The following is a 17,150-nucleotide window of genomic DNA, read 5'->3' as shown; positions in this document are numbered from 1 at the left end:
CCGTGTTTGCTACGATCCGCCTCATCCTGGTCACGCTCGTCGGTGTTCTCCTCGGCCTTGCCTCGGCATGGTGGGCCGTCGGCAACATCCGTTTCGACGAAGGCAGTTCCATCGGCCAGTGGTCCCTTCTGGACGATGGCGCCAAGGCCAACCCCTATGAGGCGGTGCGGGTCGCCCGTCGCGGCGGCGGCGGTCTCGGACCAAGCGAGGGCGTGGAACTGATCACCGAGGTCGACGCCGACGGCAAGCCGCTCGAGGCGAGCTGCGCCTATCTCATCGCGGGTCCGATGCCGCAGGGCGTGCTCTGGACGCTGACGATCTCCGACCGCGACGGGCATCTGCCCGACAACCCGGCCCGCCGCTTCGGCTTCACCTCGCTCGACGCCATGACATTCGGACCGTCGCGTCAGGTTCGCATATCGATCGGGCGCGAGGTTCGGCCCGGTGATTTCGTGGCGACGACGGGTCTTTCAAGTCTCAGGCTCACGCTGCGCCTCTATTCGCCAACCCTGGCGACGCGCGCGCCGGGCCGCGACCAGCTGCCATCGGTAACCTTGCTCGGCTGTGACGAAGGGAAGCCGTCATGATCGACACGGGCCTTCGCTGGTTCGCCGCGACGCTGTGCATCGCCGGACTGACCCACATCAGCGCCGTCCTCCTGGCGCCCAGCCACTCCCGCGACCTGGCGTTTACCGGCATCGCCTTTGGCGGGGGAGAAGGCGGGCTCGCACGCGTCGACGGCAGCAACACGTCCGCCGACCTCGACCCGGCTTTTCTCAATGCCGTATGTCGCTTCGATGCCGAAACAGGACCGGTTCGGCTGACCGGCGTCATGCCAGGCACCTATTGGTCGATCGCCGCGATGTCGGACGATGGGCGGATCCTCTCGACCCTGTCCCGGGAAGACTTGCGCGGCACCGACCTCGACCTGCTGGTCGGCCGCACCGCCACGCTCGACGCCGCCCGCCAGTCGGCCGGCATCGCGTCGGTCGACGTCATGTCGCTGCCGGCCGACAGCGGCTTCGTTCTGGTTCGCCTGTTCGCCGGCGGCCTCGACGACCGCAGCCTTGCCGAGGAAGCCTTTGAGGGCCTTCAGTGCCGCCCGGCCCTCGCCAACTGATCGCTCCAGGCCTTTGTTGTCACATTGCTTTTCGCGGAAAGCCGGTTTCCGCTTTTCCGCGCCATGCTCTATTTCTGCAGAACCGGCTCGTCGAAGGGGTCGCGCGCCTCCATCAGCCGAGAATGCCGTCCCGGCCCGCCCGGCATTACCGTGCGGATCGCCGGCGCGCCGATGCATTTTGAGGCGATCAGCGTGTCATAGGCCCGGTTGGCGGCGAACAACTGGCCGGAAGGCGCCTCCACCTGGAAGTGATCGATGGCGTAACGATAGGACGCCGCCCGATAGCCGAGCGCCTGCCAGACCCAGGCGATCGTCTCCTCATTCTCCCACACCCGCGCCTCGGCTCCATCGTGGAGCCCGGCTTCGACGATGCGCTGGCGTCTCAGCGCCCCGAGACGCTCGACATCGGCCCGCCGGACGCGGGCGGCAACGTCGCAGAAGGGCGGGATCAGCATCGTGTCGGCGCGGGCATCGTCGATGACGCGGGTCCACAGCGTTTCCGTCGAGATGCGGCCATCCGAGAGCAGATAGCGGTGGTAGCGACTGCGATCGTAAGCCGGCGCCAGGAGCGGCAGCGCGATCTCCGGGAACATGGCGACGATCTCGGCAGACGGGGCGCTCCCCCCTTTGAGAATCGGAAGAATCCGCGTCCGCTCGCCTTCGACCAGCGTATCGAGCCACCAGTCGCGGACATGCGGCGCCCGCACGAAGGCCCAGGCGCGATTGCGAAGTTCGATCTCGTCGTCAGTCAGTGGGAAGCGGGAAACCGGCTCCTTGCGCCCATGTTCCGCCACCAGATTGCCGGCTGCCGGTAGCAGCTTATCGTGCAGAAAGGATGGTTCGGCGCGCCCGAAATCGCCAGTCGGCCTGCCGCAGGCGGCGACCGCGATCATCACCAGAACCAGCGCTCCGCCGGCTTTCCCATCGCCCAAACGCGCGGCCAAAATGCTTCTCCGGTCGTTTTGGACGAGTCTTCCGGATTCGCGAGGCCGGCGCAAGCCCGCCATTTCCGGGACACGACGCCTAACTGGCGTTTCCTCTCCCGTGTCACTCGAAAGCGATGGAGGTGATGCGCCCTTTCCAGAAGGGATAGGAACTGCCGCCGGCGCTCCGGGCAATCACGAAGGCATGCGGGATCATCATGCCCGCCACCGGCCGATAATCATCGCGGGTCACGTGTTCACCCGAGCCATGATAGGGTGTGGTCAGGTCGCCGTCCTGCTCGGCGTCGAAACTTGCAAGGCTGCCGTTCGGCCGAAAGGTTGCAACCAAGGCCGCCTCGAGACCGAAGGCCGAGACGATCGCGCGGGCGTGCCCGTCATCGATGGCCTCCCAACGAACCGGACCGCCCGGCAACAAGGCCATCGGATAGAGCGGGCTTTCGAGAAGCCAGCGACGCAGCGACGTGCGGTTCAACTCGTCGGTCGTGGTTTCGTCGACCACGGTCAGCGTCGAAGCGATCTTGGCCCGCATTTCCATCTTTCCGTCGGCGAAGAAATCATAGGCGCGCGCCCAGACCCCAGACAGAATGGGGGTCGTCGCGGCGAACACCAGCGCCGGCGTCCGGACCGCGATCGTCTGGGAGGCCGTGGTCGGTGCAAATCGCTCCGTGAGAGGTCGCCGGAACTCCCCTTCCGCCGTCAGGCTCACGACACGGTAGTTGGTCGTGGGGTCGGGGATCGCAAAACTGAGATAGCGGAGAACCGGAGCGGGCAGAGCTTGCATCGCCTCGATGTCGACGGGCGCGGGCGCCGCTTCCCCGGCGCTCCGGCGAACGGTTGTGCGATGATCGTCGATCTCGCGCTCGGTGAGATAGGACGACACCCCCACCACGCCTGCGATGACGATCGCGGTCAGAGAAACGACACCCAGCGGGAGCACATGACGCCGACGCATGGCTTATCCTCTTCGCTCTCGTTGCCGTACACGTCTGTACGTCTTTACCTATCCGTACAGACGTGTACGGTGAAAGTAAAGCCCCCTCGGGAAGAAAGCCATGGACGACGACGCCAGACGACAGCGTGAGGGCGAGATTTTCAGGGCTGCCTACGACCTCTTGGCACAGCACGGCTATGGCGGCACTTCCATGCTGCGCGTCGCCAAGGCCGCGAAGGCCTCCAACGAGACCCTTTACCGCTGGTATGGCGACAAGGACGGCCTCTTTAGGGCCATGGTTCGCGACAACGCCGCGGAGACCCGGCGAATACTCGGCGAGGCATTGAGCGGTCAAGACGATCCATGGGCTACGCTTCGCACCGTGGCGCCCGTCTTCCTTCGCATGATCCTGGGGGAGAAGGCCGTTCTGCTGAACCGCGCGGCGGCGGCCGATCCGAGCGGCGCCTTGGGGGCAGCCATTTCCGGAGGCGGCCGTCACGAGGTCATGCCCCTGGTGAAGGAGCTTATGCAACGCGTCTGCGTTGGCACGGGCTGCGACCCGAAAGAGGTAACCGACTGGTTCCTCAGCCTGCTGGTCGGTGACCTCCAGATCCGGCGCGTCATCAATGAGCGCGCCGTCCTGTCGGAACAGGAGATCGAAACGAGGTGCAGCGGGTCTCTGGTAGCTTTTCGGCGGCTTCTCGGCGGTCGGCAGTCCTGAGGGCCGACCGCATCACACCTCACCCGAGTGAGGATGCTGGCGCCCTTGGCTACTTTATGCCGACTCCAGCCGGACGCGGCGGCCCGTTCGGCTTGCGCCTCGTCTGCGTTTTCGGTGAGCGGGGCGAGGTTTCGGTATCGCGCTCGTCCGTTGCGCGGGGGGGCAGAACGGTCACCTCGCAGAAACCGGTGACCGGCTTCCGACGCGCACGAAGCAGAGGCAGACCAAAAGCGACGACCTCACCCACGGCACCCTCCAGGGCCGGAACGGCTCTCGGCGAACAACGCGCCTGGACGAATGGAGCGCCCGGACACTTTCGCTCGCAAAACCAACATTCGGTCGTCAGAGTTAACAAACGGTTTACGATTTCGGCGGCATTCTCAGCATGTGCGGCCGCCGACCGTTATTGCCTGAATCGGCGGGCGTGACACTCCTGAGCGGGATGGCTTTGAAATGGCGTCGCCCCCCTTTTCAAGCGGCATTTTCGGCCTCGTCAAGGGCAGCGATGGCGCGCGCTCCCGCTCCCTCCTCCGGGATGCCACCGAGCTCTATGTGTCGGAACCCGTGCACACGCGCTCCGAGATCGCGATGTATGAGGAGCTTGCGGCGCAACTGCTCAAGGTGACGGCGCTTCCGGACCGGATTTCCATTGCCACGATGCTCGCCGACTACGCCGAGGTGCCGGCCTCCGTCATGCGGGCGCTGCTGCACGACATCTTTCCGGTGTCGTCGGTGATGATCGAGAAGTCGAAAAGCATCACCGAGGCGCAGTTGCTGGCGCTGGTGGCCACGGCCTCACCGAGCCATCTCGAAATGATCGCCGCCCGCAAGGCCCTCCAGCCGGTCGTGGTCGAAGCCCTGCTCGGGCGCATGCGTCCCGACGGTCTGTCGGCGCTTGCCGCCAATCAGACCATCACCTTGTCACCGAGCGCCGTCCGCCATCTGGTGGAACACGCCCATGGCAATGAGAGGCTGGCCCGGCAGCTCGCCAGCCGCATGGACGACGTCCAGGATACAGACCTCATCGAGCTCTTCCTCGATCTCGACGGCCGCGGACGCCGCCGCGTCATCCAGGCGTTGGAAATCGCCGCGCTCCGAGAGTTCGCGGCGCGCCGGCCATTGCCGCGCGTGCCGATGCCCGATCCCGACAAGGTGGCAACGCTTGCCCGCGCCTGCCTGCAGCGCAACACCGAGGCCATGTCGCGAATCCTGTCGGATCTCACTGGCCTCGATGCCCCCTTCATGGTGCGGTTGCTTGCCGATCCGGGCGGAGAACCGCTGTCGATCTGCCTCAAGGCAGCCGGCATCGATACCGGCATTGCCACTCGCGTCGTTCTATTCTCCGGCGTTGAGGACACGCGCAACTACTTTGACGTCAAGCGCCTCGTCGACCTCTACGAGATGGTGTCACTTCGCTCGGCTCTGCTGCTGGTCGACCGTTGGCGCGGCACCGCTCCCTCCACCAAGCGGACGCCGGCTCACGTTCCGCAGACCCAGGCAGGTACACCCGTCCGGGCCTCCGTGGGCGGAACCAGCCGAAGCGAAAGGCCGGCAGAAGTGCCGGAGATCAAGCGCGACCGCGCCTGAGGCAAGCTGATATCCTGGACCTCCTCGCGCCTTTGAGGCCTGTCCGCCGAAGGGCGCCGCGCCTGTCGAACCGCATCGGCAACCTCAGACAGGCGCGACGACGAATCGTCCGAACTGGACTCGGCGCACCGAGATAATCCGAAGGAGCTCGAGTCTCGTCATCATCCAGCCCATCCAGCCTCAGGCAACGTTAGTGTGCAGTAAGCGTCTAGCGGGAGTTTTCCTAGCATTCGCGGTGCAGGAGTGCGGTTTTCATCGTATTAGTGTTACTCATTTCCAAGTTCCACTTGTTTTCATTTTTGAAGCGCTGTAATGACATGTCCGACAGCAGATCATGGGTTTGTTGCGGTTTCGCAGGTAGAATTCTTCAAAAAATTCTCCGCTTGCGGAGCAGTTGACGAGACGCAACAGAAATATCCAAATTCAAGCATGACAGGTAACAAGATGAGCGAGATGGAAGACGACCTGACGATAATCGACCTTGCAGCGCATATCGTCGCCGCTTATGTCGGTAACAATTCCGTTCCGGCTGCGGAACTGCCGAACCTGATCTTCGACGTCGTGGGTGCTCTCAACCGCGTGCAGGGCGGCGCCCCGCAGGAAGTCGAAGCCGAGCCGGTTCGTCCGGCTGTTCCGGTCAAGAAGTCGGTCACCAACGACTACATCATCTGTCTCGAGGACGGAAAGAAGTTCAAGTCGCTCAAGCGGCACCTGCGCACCCACTACAACATGTCGCCGGAAGAATACCGCGAGAAGTGGGGCCTGCCGGCCGATTACCCGATGGTGGCCCCCAACTACGCGGCCGCCCGTTCGGATCTCGCCAAGAAGATGGGCCTCGGCCAGCAGCGTCGTCGCAGCCGCTGATCGGCTGCCGCCCGATAGATCGAGACAGGCCCGGCCTCGCAGCCGGGCTTTTCTTTTGTGCGCGTGACGCAGCGATTGGCTCACCGACGTGGCCGGGCGACCTCAAGCCGGGCCATCGCAGGATGAGCTCAGACCCGAGCTTCCTGAGCGATCTTGCGCAGACGCTCTACCATCGACCTCAGGCCGTTCGAGCGCTGCGGGGTAAGATGCTCGCGCAGATTCAGTTCGTTGAAGATGGCCTCGGGATCGATCGCCAGAACCTCCGAGACATGCTTGCCCGAATAGGTGGCATGCAGGATGGCGATCAGCCCGCGAACGATCAGAGCATCGGAATCGCCGACGAAGGTGAGCAGAGGATCGGCGTCATCGCCGGAAAGCTGGGGCTTGAGCCATACCTGGCTGGCGCAGCCGCGCACCTTGTTGTCGTCGCTGTGGTCGGCCTCGGCGAGTGGTTCCAGTTCCTTGCCGAGTTCGATCACGTAGCGGTAGCGGTCTTCCCAATCGTCGAGAAGCGAGAAGTTCTCCCGTATTTCGTCGAGGGTCGCCGCCACGTTCCGTCTCCATGTCTCAAGTGCCGCCCCGGTATAGACCGCCGGCCCTTGTAAAGAAAGAGACCGCCGGACCCTGGGGCCGCGGCGGTCGAGTTCCCGGCGGACATGCCGCCAGGCAGGGAAACATGGGCCGCCGGCAAGGCCGGCGTGGCCGTTCAGATGCCTTGCGGCGCCTTGCCGGGTCCGCGCCAGGCGGGGGCGAGATCGTTGGCCGTCAGCGTGCCGTGATCGACGTTGGCGCCGGCCTTGTCGGCAAGCGAACTGTCGATGAAATCGTAGACCATGCGAGCCCCGGTCTGGGCCTTCAGCATGAAGGTGGTGGCGATGCGGCCGCCGATGTCGCAGGCGGTCGGGTTGCGCCCGCAGAAGCCGCTCATGTCGGAGATGGTCGCCTGGGCGGCGCTCGCAGCCTCCAGGGCGCCGATCGGCTGCACCTTGGCTGTCTCCGCCCGCTGCTCGGCAGCGTGGTCGACGGGAATGAGAAAGATGACAACGGACAGCCAGAACGCCGTCCTCAGGAGAAACATCATGACGCACTTCCCTGTTGTTCATCGCCCGTGAGGGCGTCCGGATCTTTCGCGGCCGAAACCGTCGCTGTCCGTTCGATGTTCCCGGTTCTAGCAGGGACCTTTTAGGATCGAATTAGGCCGATCATTCAAATCGCAGGGAAATTCGACGAAAATTTGAGTCCAATTTTATCGATCCACAGGTTCCGCCGTGGATCGGGGCGAAATTGCGAGATTTATCGCGGGCTTCCGATCGCCGATCCGGATCGTTCACCCACGCTTAACCGTGAATTCGATCTTTTCGACCAAATCCCTTTTTGGAGGCGTCTCACCCCCTCACCCCATGCCTCCCATCAACATTCCATAAAGGGGCACGTGGCACCGTGATGACAGAAAAGACAAATGGCCCGTCCCCGAAGCGTAGCCGGCACAGCTGGAGACTTTCGGGCATTCAGGGTCAGCATGTCGGCAGTGCTTGAGCGGGAATCCCGCGACGGCGCCGGCCCACCTGCGATGGGGATGCGTGTTGCGTAACTGTGAGATCAGAGCCGCGCTGGAGCGCTCGTTTGATCACCTTGTGCATAGCTCGGTGGTCGACGATCCGGTCGAGGTCGACAGACACAGAGGATTCATCGGCTCGCATCTGGTCAGCGGCTTTTCCGCGTTCGGCCTCATTCCGCCGGCACTTGCCGTCGATCCGTCCTCTGCCGGTTTCACGGCAACCGCCCTTTCCATCCTCGGGCTCGAGATTCTCGTCGCGCTGTTCGTTTCCCGCACCGGCAGGCTGGCGCAGGGTTACCTTCTGTCGGCGGCCATCCTAACCACGCTCGCCGTCTGGGTCGCCCTCCACACCGGCGGTCTCGGCTCGTTTGCCGTCGTCTGGTTCGCCATCGCGCCCATCGAAGCGGCCCTGTCGGGGCGGCGGTCGACCGTCGCCGGCGCGGCCCTGATCAGTGGCGCGGGCTTCCTGCTCACCATCTTCCTGACCGCGACCGGCGGTGCCAGCCAGGCCTTCGCCTTCGCCGGCGACAGCACCACCATGAACTTCCTCGCCTGCGTCGTCGCCCTCGGCTACGCCTCCGGCGTTGCCATCGGCATCGAGCGTCGCGAACGCGCCACGTCGCTGTCCATCGCCCGTCAGGAGCAGCGCTATCGCCTGCTCGCCGAGGCGATGAGCGACCTCGTGACCTGCCACAATCCCTCGGGCGACGTCACCTTCGCCTCTCCGGCCGCCATGCGGCTCCTTTCGGTTCGGCCATCCGACCTTATCGCCGAGGGCCTGTTCCGCCGCGTTCACATCGGCGACCGCCCGGCCTATCTCTCGGCCATCTCGGTGGCGCTGCACCAGGGCGCCGCGCGGGTCGAGTATCGTCTGCGCTGCGGCGACGAGCAGGACACCGATGGTTGGATCTGGGTCGAATCGCACATGCGTCATCTCGCCGACGAACAGGGCGACGATGCCGTGGTGACCGTCACCCGCGACATTTCCGAGCGCAAGCAGCACGAAGCCGAGCTCGAGACCCTGCGCGCCGATTCGGAGGCGGCCAACCTCGCCAAGACCCGCTTCCTCGCCAACATGAGCCACGAGCTCCGCACGCCGCTCAATGCCATCATCGGCTTCTCCGACATCCTCAACCAGGAACTGTTCGGCAAGTTCGAGTTCGATCGGCAGCGGGAGTACTCCGGCCTCATCAAGGAATCCGGCGAGCACCTCCTGCAGGTGGTGAACGACATTCTCGACCTGTCGAAGATCGAGTGCGGCTCCTTCGACGTCAATCCCGAAGCCTTCCGCGTCGGCCCGCTGGTCGATCGCTGCCGGCAGATGATGGCGCCGCAGGCCGAGAAGGCCGGCGTCATCCTGACCTCGGAAATCGAGCCCAACCTGCCGGAGCTTGTCGCGGACCCGCGCGCCTGCCGTCAGATCGTTCTCAACCTTCTGTCCAACGCGGTGAAATTCTCCAATCGCGGCGGTCACGTGATCTGCTCGGTCCGCCGTCAGGGCCGCCGCATGGCGATCGCCGTGCGCGACAATGGCATCGGCATTGCCGAGAAGGACCTTTGCCGCGTCGGCAGCCCGTTCTTCCAGGCCGAGACCGGCTATGACCGCAAGCAGGCCGGCACCGGCCTCGGTCTTTCGGTGGTGAAAGGCCTCGTGGCGCTGCATGGCGGCCAGGTGATGATCGACTCCGACCTCGGCAAGGGGACTACGGTCACCGTTCTCCTGCCGATGCAGCCGTCGCGCGATAGCGCCGAACCGATTTCCCGCGTTCTGGATGTCGATCAGATCCAGCGCGTGGCGCGGAGGGCCTGACGCATGGCTGGACGCAAGACCCAGGAGAAAACGGGACTTGTCGCCCTTCTGCTCAGGGGTGCCGTCGGCAATCCGATGGCGACTGCCGGCGGCCTGATGATGACGGCGACCGCCGTCGCCATCATGACCAATGCCCTCGCCCTGCAACCGGGCACCCATCCGGCGCCGCTGTTCGTCGGCACCCGGCCCGTTGCCACGGCCGTCCCGGCAGCCTCGCAGGCGCCAGCCTTGCGGTCTTCCGACGGATCCGCCGTCGGCGCTACCGATCATAGCCTGATCGCCGACATCCAGCAGGGCCTCAAGGACTTCGGCTATTACAAGGGCGAGGTCGACGGCCTCGACGGTCCGCAGACCTCCCAGGCCATTCTCGCCTTTGAGCGGGCCTTCCGCCTGACGCCGACCGGCGAGCCGTCGAACAACGTGCTGCTGGCCATCCGGTCCGTTCGTCCGAAAGCCAGCCTCAACTCCGAAGTCCCTGTTGCTGCCGATCCGCTGACGGTCGCCTCGTTGCCCGCCGACCCCGCTGCGCCGATGCCGAGACCCAAACCCGGCGCGGCCATCGCGCCGCCGGCGACCGCCCAAGCGACGCCCGAGGACATATCGGCAGACGGCATAGCCGACCTCATCGCCTCGGCCAGTCCCTCGGAGGCGCCCCCGAAGCCTGCCGCGAGCGCCGCGCCGGCTCCGGTCGCCGCGGATCCCAACCTTGCGCGCATCCAGCGCTCGCTCTCCCAGCAGGGCTTCGGACCGGTGGCGATCGACGGGGTGATGTCTGCCGAGACGCGGGACGCCATCAAGCGTTTCCAGGCCTATTACAACCTGCCGCAGAGCGGAACCATCGACGAGGCTTTTGTCTCCCAGCTCGTCAAGGTCGGCGGCCTCTAGATTCTGCGTCTATCGCTCCTCCTTCAGACCTGAGAACGGACAGGCCTTGCCCTCGGCGCCAACCCGTGGTTTGAACGGGGTTCCGCCTTCGAGCATGGCCATGGCCCGCATCACCTCCGATTTCTTCGTCTCGGCCTATGTCCGCCGTCGCAACGACGCCGGACATTTCACGGCGGTCGTCGGCAAGGGCGCCGCGGAGGCCGGGGCCATTTTCGTCAAGGTATCCCGCCTGGACGGCACCGCCGATCTCTACGGCCCGGCGCCACAGGTCTACCTGGGGGACGTCGACCCGTCTGTGGCCGGCGGCCGCGTGTTCGAGCAGGTGCTCGCCGGCGTTTCCGAGGCGGACGTCGATGCCCGCCTGCGGTCCGAACGGCGCTTCGACGGCGACTGCTGGATCATCGAAACCGAGGACCGGCAGGGCACGTCGGACCTCGACATTATCGGAACCTGATCGTCCGGCGGCGTGTTTGACAGTTGCCCTGCCGGCATCTTTGGGGCTATCCCTCCAGCCGTTTTGCAGTTTTTCGGAGCATCCATGACCGAGATGAAGCCCCCCTTCGCCGAGAAGCGGCCTGTTGTGACGACCGTCCACGGCGTCGATCTCGTCGACGACTATGCCTGGCTTCGCGCCGACAACTGGCAGGACGTCCTGCGAGATCCCGACCTTCTCGATCCCGGCATCCGTGCCCATCTCGACGCCGAGAACGCCTTCTGCGACGCCTACATGGCCGACACGGTCGACCTGCAGAAAGCGCTGGTGGCCGAAATGCGCGGCCGCATCCAGGAAGATGATTCCTCGGTGCCGCTTCCTGACGGTCCCTATGCCTATGCCAGCCGTTATCTGACCGGCGCACAACATCCCCGCCTCGTCCGCACCCTGCGCGACGGCGGCCCGGAGGAACTGCTGCTCGACGCCGACGAGATGGCGCGCGGCAAACCCTATTTCAGCCTGGGCGGCGCCAGCCACAGCCCCGATCACAAGCTGCTCGCCTATAGCGTCGACGACACCGGCTCGGAGTTCCACGTCATCCGTGTCCGCGATCTCGATGCCGACGCCGACCTCCCCGACGAGATTCCCAACACCGCTGGCGGCGTAGCCTGGGCGGCCGATTCCCGCTCGTTCTTCTACACCTACGTCAACGACAACCACCGGACCGAGAAGGTGCTGCGGCACGTGATCGGCACCCCGACCTCGGAGGACATCGTCGTCTACGTCGAGGAGGACTCCGGCTTCTTCTGCGGTGTCGACAAGACCCAGTCGGGCCGCTTCATCGTCATCGATTCCCACGATCACCAGACTTCGGAAGTCCGCCTGATCGACGCAGCGGCGCCAGACAGCTCGCCGCGTCTCGTCACGGCGCGCGAAACCGAGGTGGAGTATTCGATCGAAGACGATGGCGACGACCGCGTCTACATCCTGACCAACGCCGATGGCGCCGAGGACTTCAAGATCGTCAATGCGCCGCTGAAGAACCCCGGCCGAGACAACTGGGTCGATGTCGTTGCCCACGAGCCGGGCCGCCTCATCCTGTCCATGTCGATTTTCCAGGGACGCATGGTGCGGCTCGAGCGGGTGGGTGGCCTGCCACGTATCGTCATCCGCGAGCTTTCGAGCGGGCACGAGCACGCCATCTCGTTTCCGGAAGAGGCCTACTCGCTCGGGCTGTCCGGCTCCTATGAGTTCGACACCAACGTCGTCCGCTTCACCTACTCCTCGCCGACCACGCCGGCACAGGTCTACGACTATGACATGTCGACCGGCGAGCGCTTCCTGAGGAAGACCCAGGAGGTTCCGTCCGGCCACGAGCCAACTAACTACGTGACGCGCCGCGTCATGGCGCCGGCCGCCGATGGCGAGAGCGTTCCGGTCACCCTGCTCTATCGTGCCGACACGCCGCTCGACGGCTCGGCGCCCTGCCTTCTCTACGGCTATGGCGCCTATGGCATCGCCATTCCCGCCTCGTTCTCGACGCGCATCCTGTCGCTGGTGGACCGCGGCTTCGTCTACGCCATCGCCCATATCCGCGGCGGCAACGAGAAGGGCCACCGCTGGTACCTGGCCGGCAAGCGCGACAACAAGCCGAACACCTTCAAGGACTTCATCGCTGCCGCCCGTTATCTCGCGGCCGAAGGCTTCACCTCGGAGGGGCGCATCGTCGCCCATGGCGGCTCGGCCGGCGGCATGCTGATGGGCGCCGTCGCCAATCTGGCGCCATCGCTCTGGGGGGCGGTGCTGGCCGCCGTCCCGTTCGTGGACGTGCTCAATACCATGCTCGACGACACGCTGCCGCTCACGCCGCCGGAATGGCCCGAATGGGGCAACCCAGTGGAAAGCATCGCCGACTTCCAGTTGATCGCATCCTACAGCCCCTATGAAAACCTGATGACGCAGGCCTATCCGCCGATGTTCGTGCTGGCCGGCCTCACCGACCCGCGCGTCACCTATTGGGAACCGGCAAAATGGATCGCCCGCCTCAGGGCGCTGAAGACCGACGACAACCCGCAGGTCATGCATATCAACATGGACGCGGGCCATGGCGGCGCCTCCGGCCGCTTCGACGAGCTGAAGGAAACGGCGCTCGAATATGCCTTCGCGTTAAAGGTGATGGGAAGAGCTAAGTAATTTGTTTTGTTCATCGATTGGCGCATGGGAGCCATGAATCGACACGCGACTCATTGCCGCCATCAGGAAAAGTGACTATCTATTCCGCATGCACCACCGCCCGACGGCGATGCTCGGTTTCAGAACGCTGTTTTTTCCCTGAGAGGAGACGACCATGGCTTTCGAGCTCAATGACCTTCCCTATGCCTATGACGCGCTCGGCCCCTACATGTCGCGCGAGACGCTCGAGTATCACCACGACAAGCATCATCTTGCCTACGTGAACAACGGCAACAACCTGATCAAGGGCACCGAGTGGGAAGGCAAGAGCATCGAGGAGGTCGTCAAGGGCTCCTTCGGCAAGAACCCCGCCCTCTTCAACAACGTCGCCCAGCACTACAACCACTTCTATTTCTGGCAGTGGATGAAGCCGAATGGCGGCGGCTCCATTCCCGGCGAGCTCCTCAACAAGATCAACGAGGACCTCGGCGGCCTTGACAAGTTCCGCGCCGACTTCATCCAGGCCGGCATGACGCAGTTCGGCTCCGGCTGGGCGTGGCTGTCGCTGAAGGATGGCAAGCTCGCCATCTCCAAGACGCCGAATGGCGAAAATCCGCTGGTTTCCGGCGCCACGCCGCTGCTCGGTGTCGACGTATGGGAGCATTCCTACTACATCGACTATCGCAACCTGCGTCAGAAGTATCTCGAAGCCTTCTTCGACAACCTCGTCAACTGGGAGTTCGTTGCCGAACTCTACAGCAAGGCTGGCTGATCGGGTTTCTCACGGCGTTCCGCTGGTCAAGACGCTACGCATTTCATGGGGGCTTCGGCTTGTCCGAAGCCCCTGTTGTTTTTCGGCGATATGTGTTGTCCGGCGCAACGCTTGCCACTATCACTGTCGTTGTGGGTCCCGGAGTGGTTCGCCCCCGGGTCATTGTTTCCACTCGTGCAACGGCTGACGGGGCATCATGCCTAAACTGACGGACTACATCGCTCGAACGATCGTCATCGTCGACGATAGCCCTCGGTTTCGCCGCTTCGTGGCCGGCATGCTTGGCGAGTTCGGCTTTCAGGACATTCACGAGTTTTCCGGCACCGAGGAAGCCTTTGAGTTCCTGACCAACCATCACGTCGATCTCGTCATGTCGGACCTCGGGATGGAACCGATGGACGGATTTGCCTTTGCCGACCGCATCCGTCACGGCGGCGCCGTCGTCAATCGCATGGTGCCGATATTGCTGATGACCGGCCACGCCAGCCGGCAGAACGTGCAGAAGGCCGTCATGGCCGGCATCGACGAAATCGCCGTCAAGCCGATGTCGTCCAATTATCTCGCCGAGCGGCTGCTGACCGTGTTCGGACGGCCACGCGTCTACGTGAAGACCGGATCGGGCTATTTCGGTCCGGATCGCCGGCGACGCAACGATCCGACCTACCGTGGGCCCGAGCGCCGCTCTGGCCAGCCGGCGGAAATCGTCTCGGAGGAGCGGTTGCTGGCCTTGCGCGAAGCGGCCTCGCTGCGCAATCGGGGCCTGTTGCAGGATGCATCTCCCGATGTGCCTCCGCCGCCCCTTCCGGAAAACCCGGGCTTCTCGATCACCCATATCGGCTTCCGCCAGAAGACCAACGAAGCCGTCTATGGCGACCTCGTCGGCGCGCGGGCAACGCCCGTGGTTCCGGTGGTGGTCAAACGCTCCAGGCGGCCGCGCGGGCCGTCGCAGCCGACCCGGAACGGTTGAGCGTCAGCCGCCGCCGCGGGTGCAGACGGCGGACCACACCATGTAGGTATACTCGCTCTGCATGTTGTAGAGCCAGTTGCGGCACAGCTTTTCCGTCCGGAAGCAAAAACGCTCGGCGGTATCTTCATATTTCATCCAGCCGCTGTTCGTCTCCTTGCGGCCGTGGAAATAGCCCTGCCAGAGTTTTGCACCAGTTGCCCCGCCCGGACAGGCCAAGGGCTCGGTCGGCCTGGCAATGAAGGATGCGGCCGCCGCCGGAAGCGCGGCGCCAAACGTGAGGGCTATCGTCAATCCCAGAATCGTTGCCGTTCGCATGCCAACCTCCTCGCAATCCGTGCGACCGGCACCGCCGGGATCGCATCCCCTTGAAATCCGCCGCGAGAGCGACGTTTTCAAGGGGATGGAGCAAGGAAATCGCGCCGATTACACCCGATCCGCTTGATCTGGACTCATCCAGCTCAAGCGGGTTTCGGCCTGACCGGCCGGCGCCCGCTTGGGCGCTTCCGCTTCCGTCAGGTTCCGCCCCGGAAGGTCGAAACCTGACGGAAGCGGTATCAGGCGTGGGCAAAGGCCCAGTAGAGGTCGCGGGCGCGGCGGGTCACCGGTCCGACCTGGAAATCGCGCGTCTCGAAACGCACGATCGGCGTGACCTTGCCGTAGTTGCCGGCGGCGAAAATCTCGTCGGCAGCGGCGAGATCCTCCAGTTTCAGCACGCACTCCCGCACGTCGAAACCGTCGTCGCGCAAAAGTTGGAGGATGCGCGACCGGGTGATGCCGGCGAGGAACACGCCGGTGGCGGCCGGCGTCATCACCACGCCGTCCTTGACGATGAACAGGTTGGCCGTGCCGAGTTCGCAGACGTTGCCGAGCACGTCGAGCAGCACGGCATTGTCGAAGCCCTTGGCCTTGGCCTCAAGCATCGCGCGGCCATTGTTGGGATAGAGGCAACCGGCCTTGGCGTTGACCAGCGCCGTCTCCGGCAGCGGACGGCGGTAGCGCGTGACGGTCACGGCATAGCCTTCGTCGATCGACGGGATGGGCGCCTCGTAGAGAGTGAGGCAGAAGCGGGTCGAACCGGCCTCCGGCGGCACGCCCATGAAGCCCCCCTCCTCGGCCCAGTACATTGGACGGATGTAGAGCGCCGCGTCACCGGAGAAGCGGGAGAAGCCCTCGCGGGCCAGCGCCTCGATCTCCTCGGCCGGGTGAAGGGCATCAAGCCCCATGGCAAGCGCGCTGCGATTGACGCGCTGGCAGTGGAGGTCGAGATCGGGCGCCACGCCCTCGAAATAGCGGGCGCCGTCGAACACCGACGACCCGAGCCAGGACGAATGCGTCCTGACGCCCATGATCTGCACGTTGCCCTCGTGCCATTTGCCATCCAACCACGTCCAGGTCTGAGACCAAGCCACGATACTGTCCTTCCGTTTCTCGCTGCGGTCGGCACCTCGTCGTCGCTCAACGCGGCGGCGCGGCAACGGCCCGATGAAAACCCGCCCCTCTGCAGGCTTTCCCGCATGTCTGTTTTGCCGGTTTCAAGATAACCGAATATATCCGATACCGAAGTTGCGAAAGCCGCCGGATGCACGAATCGGCGGCTGAAAGCGGAGACAGCGTATGTACCATCCGATCTTTCTGTTCGATGCCTATGGCACGCTGTTCGACGTCCACTCGGCCGTCCGCCGGCACGCCGCCGAACTCGGGCCGGATGCGCAGCGCCTCTCCGAACTCTGGCGCACCAAGCAGCTCGAATATTCCTGGATCCGATCGGCAACCGGCGCCTACAAGGACTTCTGGGCGCTGACCAAGGACGCGCTCGACGCGGCCTTCGCCGCCTATCCGCAGGTCGACCCGGACCTCAGGGAGAAGCTGCTCGAAGCCTATCGCAGCTGCGACTGCTTTCCCGAAGTGCCGGCCGTGCTGCGCGACCTGAAGATCGCCGGCACCCGCATCGCCATCCTGTCGAACGGCAGCCCTCTGATGCTCAACCGGGCGATCCGGGCCGCCGGTCTCGGAGACATCATCGACGACGTACTGTCGGTGGACATGATCGGCTGTTACAAGCCGGACCCGCGCGTCTACGAGATGGCGACCACGCATTTCCGCGTTTTCCCGAGTGCCATTTCCTTCCAGTCGTCCAACCGCTGGGACGTGGCCGGCGGCTCCAAGTTCGGCTTCCGCACCGTCTGGATCAATCGCGCAGGTGCGCTCGACGAATATCCCGACATGCGCCCGGCGGCCGAGCTGCCCGACCTCACCGGCCTCACCAAGCTCTGACCAGCGATGGCCGCTTCGTGCCGGAAAACGTAGCTTCATCCCACCTTGCCCAAGCCGCCGGTTCCGGCAGGGCGTTCAGCGATGCCGGCGAGGTTCCGCCGCAGTCCCAGTG

The 17,150-nt window shown here is 64.5% G+C and carries 18 protein-coding genes; 12 read left to right on the top strand and 6 right to left on the bottom strand.

All coding sequences use genetic code 11. The features are described from left to right. Positions 1-2: 2 nt before the first annotated feature. Positions 3-587, top strand: coding sequence for a DUF1214 domain-containing protein (locus tag CXZ10_RS12545; protein WP_101289682.1), 585 nt, complete (start codon positions 3-5; stop codon positions 585-587). Further along, positions 584-1,120: a hypothetical protein gene (locus CXZ10_RS12540; RefSeq protein ID WP_101289681.1), complete on the top strand. Its 537-nt coding sequence runs from the start codon at positions 584-586 to the stop codon at positions 1,118-1,120. The genes CXZ10_RS12545 and CXZ10_RS12540 overlap by 4 nt, the downstream gene beginning before the upstream one ends. Positions 1,121-1,188: 68 nt before the next feature. Here CXZ10_RS12540 and CXZ10_RS12535 read toward each other — a convergent pair whose 3' ends face one another. Both CXZ10_RS12535 and CXZ10_RS12530 read right to left on the bottom strand, forming a co-directional pair. Continuing rightward, on the bottom strand, positions 1,189-2,064 hold the full coding sequence (locus CXZ10_RS12535) for a hypothetical protein (protein ID WP_101289680.1): 876 nt from the start codon (positions 2,062-2,064) through the stop codon (positions 1,189-1,191). Positions 2,065-2,167: 103 nt separating this feature from the next. Continuing rightward, positions 2,168-3,016 (bottom strand): DUF6920 family protein, encoded by an 849-nt coding sequence (locus CXZ10_RS12530; protein ID WP_101289679.1) that lies wholly within the window; start codon positions 3,014-3,016, stop codon positions 2,168-2,170. A gap of 100 nt (positions 3,017-3,116) precedes the next feature. On the opposite strand from CXZ10_RS12530, the gene CXZ10_RS12525 reads away from it, so the two are divergent. From CXZ10_RS12525 to CXZ10_RS12515, 3 genes are all read left to right on the top strand, one after another. Continuing rightward, positions 3,117-3,716, top strand: coding sequence for a TetR/AcrR family transcriptional regulator (locus CXZ10_RS12525; RefSeq protein ID WP_101289678.1), 600 nt, complete (start codon positions 3,117-3,119; stop codon positions 3,714-3,716). A 453-nt stretch (positions 3,717-4,169) separates the two neighbouring features. Then, positions 4,170-5,303, top strand: a complete 1,134-nt coding sequence (locus CXZ10_RS12520; RefSeq protein WP_101289677.1) for a DUF2336 domain-containing protein — start codon at positions 4,170-4,172, stop codon at positions 5,301-5,303. A gap of 444 nt (positions 5,304-5,747) precedes the next feature. Beyond that, the gene (locus tag CXZ10_RS12515; protein WP_101289676.1) at positions 5,748-6,167 is read left to right on the top strand and encodes a Ros/MucR family transcriptional regulator; all 420 of its coding nucleotides are present in this window, start codon (positions 5,748-5,750) and stop codon (positions 6,165-6,167) included. 128 nt (positions 6,168-6,295) lie between these two features. Here the strand turns inward: CXZ10_RS12515 and CXZ10_RS12510 are convergent, their stop codons facing one another. Further along, entirely contained in the window at positions 6,296-6,718 is a 423-nt protein-coding gene (locus CXZ10_RS12510) for a SufE family protein (RefSeq protein ID WP_101289675.1), read from the bottom strand. 155 nt (positions 6,719-6,873) lie between these two features. Next, a complete protein-coding gene (locus CXZ10_RS12505; RefSeq protein ID WP_101289674.1) occupies positions 6,874-7,248 on the bottom strand; it encodes a DUF5330 domain-containing protein in 375 nt (124 codons plus the stop codon). 502 nt (positions 7,249-7,750) lie between these two features. Between CXZ10_RS12505 and CXZ10_RS12500 the strand changes: the two genes are divergently transcribed. The 6 genes from CXZ10_RS12500 to CXZ10_RS12475 all read left to right on the top strand — a co-directional run bounded on the left by CXZ10_RS12500 (position 7,751) and on the right by CXZ10_RS12475 (position 14,764). Continuing rightward, a complete protein-coding gene (locus CXZ10_RS12500) occupies positions 7,751-9,535 on the top strand; it encodes a sensor histidine kinase (protein WP_149744464.1) in 1,785 nt (594 codons plus the stop codon). A 3-nt stretch (positions 9,536-9,538) separates the two neighbouring features. Further along, the gene (locus CXZ10_RS12495; protein WP_101289672.1) at positions 9,539-10,420 is read left to right on the top strand and encodes a peptidoglycan-binding domain-containing protein; all 882 of its coding nucleotides are present in this window, start codon (positions 9,539-9,541) and stop codon (positions 10,418-10,420) included. A gap of 100 nt (positions 10,421-10,520) precedes the next feature. Continuing rightward, positions 10,521-10,874: a DUF1491 family protein gene (locus CXZ10_RS12490; protein ID WP_101289798.1), complete on the top strand. Its 354-nt coding sequence runs from the start codon at positions 10,521-10,523 to the stop codon at positions 10,872-10,874. A gap of 84 nt (positions 10,875-10,958) precedes the next feature. Beyond that, positions 10,959-13,046 (top strand): S9 family peptidase, encoded by a 2,088-nt coding sequence (locus tag CXZ10_RS12485; protein WP_101289671.1) that lies wholly within the window; start codon positions 10,959-10,961, stop codon positions 13,044-13,046. A gap of 154 nt (positions 13,047-13,200) precedes the next feature. Beyond that, complete coding sequence (locus tag CXZ10_RS12480; RefSeq protein ID WP_101289670.1) at positions 13,201-13,797, top strand: superoxide dismutase; 597 nt, start codon at positions 13,201-13,203, stop codon at positions 13,795-13,797. A 196-nt stretch (positions 13,798-13,993) separates the two neighbouring features. Then, positions 13,994-14,764, top strand: coding sequence for a response regulator (locus CXZ10_RS12475; protein ID WP_101289669.1), 771 nt, complete (start codon positions 13,994-13,996; stop codon positions 14,762-14,764). A gap of 3 nt (positions 14,765-14,767) precedes the next feature. On the opposite strand, the gene CXZ10_RS12470 is transcribed toward CXZ10_RS12475, so the two are convergent. Then, complete coding sequence (locus tag CXZ10_RS12470) at positions 14,768-15,079, bottom strand: hypothetical protein (protein WP_101289668.1); 312 nt, start codon at positions 15,077-15,079, stop codon at positions 14,768-14,770. 239 nt (positions 15,080-15,318) lie between these two features. Then, positions 15,319-16,176, bottom strand: coding sequence for a branched-chain amino acid aminotransferase (locus CXZ10_RS12465; protein ID WP_101289797.1), 858 nt, complete (start codon positions 16,174-16,176; stop codon positions 15,319-15,321). A gap of 202 nt (positions 16,177-16,378) precedes the next feature. Between CXZ10_RS12465 and CXZ10_RS12460 the strand changes: the two genes are divergently transcribed. Continuing rightward, positions 16,379-17,038 carry a haloacid dehalogenase type II gene (locus CXZ10_RS12460; RefSeq protein ID WP_101289667.1) on the top strand — a complete coding sequence of 220 codons (660 nt, stop codon included), beginning with the start codon at positions 16,379-16,381 and terminating at the stop codon, positions 17,036-17,038. The last annotated feature ends 112 nt before the right edge of the window (positions 17,039-17,150 follow it).

The sequence above is a fragment of the Pleomorphomonas diazotrophica genome, from assembly GCF_002844595.1.
Lineage (GTDB): Bacteria > Pseudomonadota > Alphaproteobacteria > Rhizobiales > Pleomorphomonadaceae > Pleomorphomonas > Pleomorphomonas diazotrophica.
This window is presented reverse-complemented; position numbering and strand designations above follow the sequence as displayed.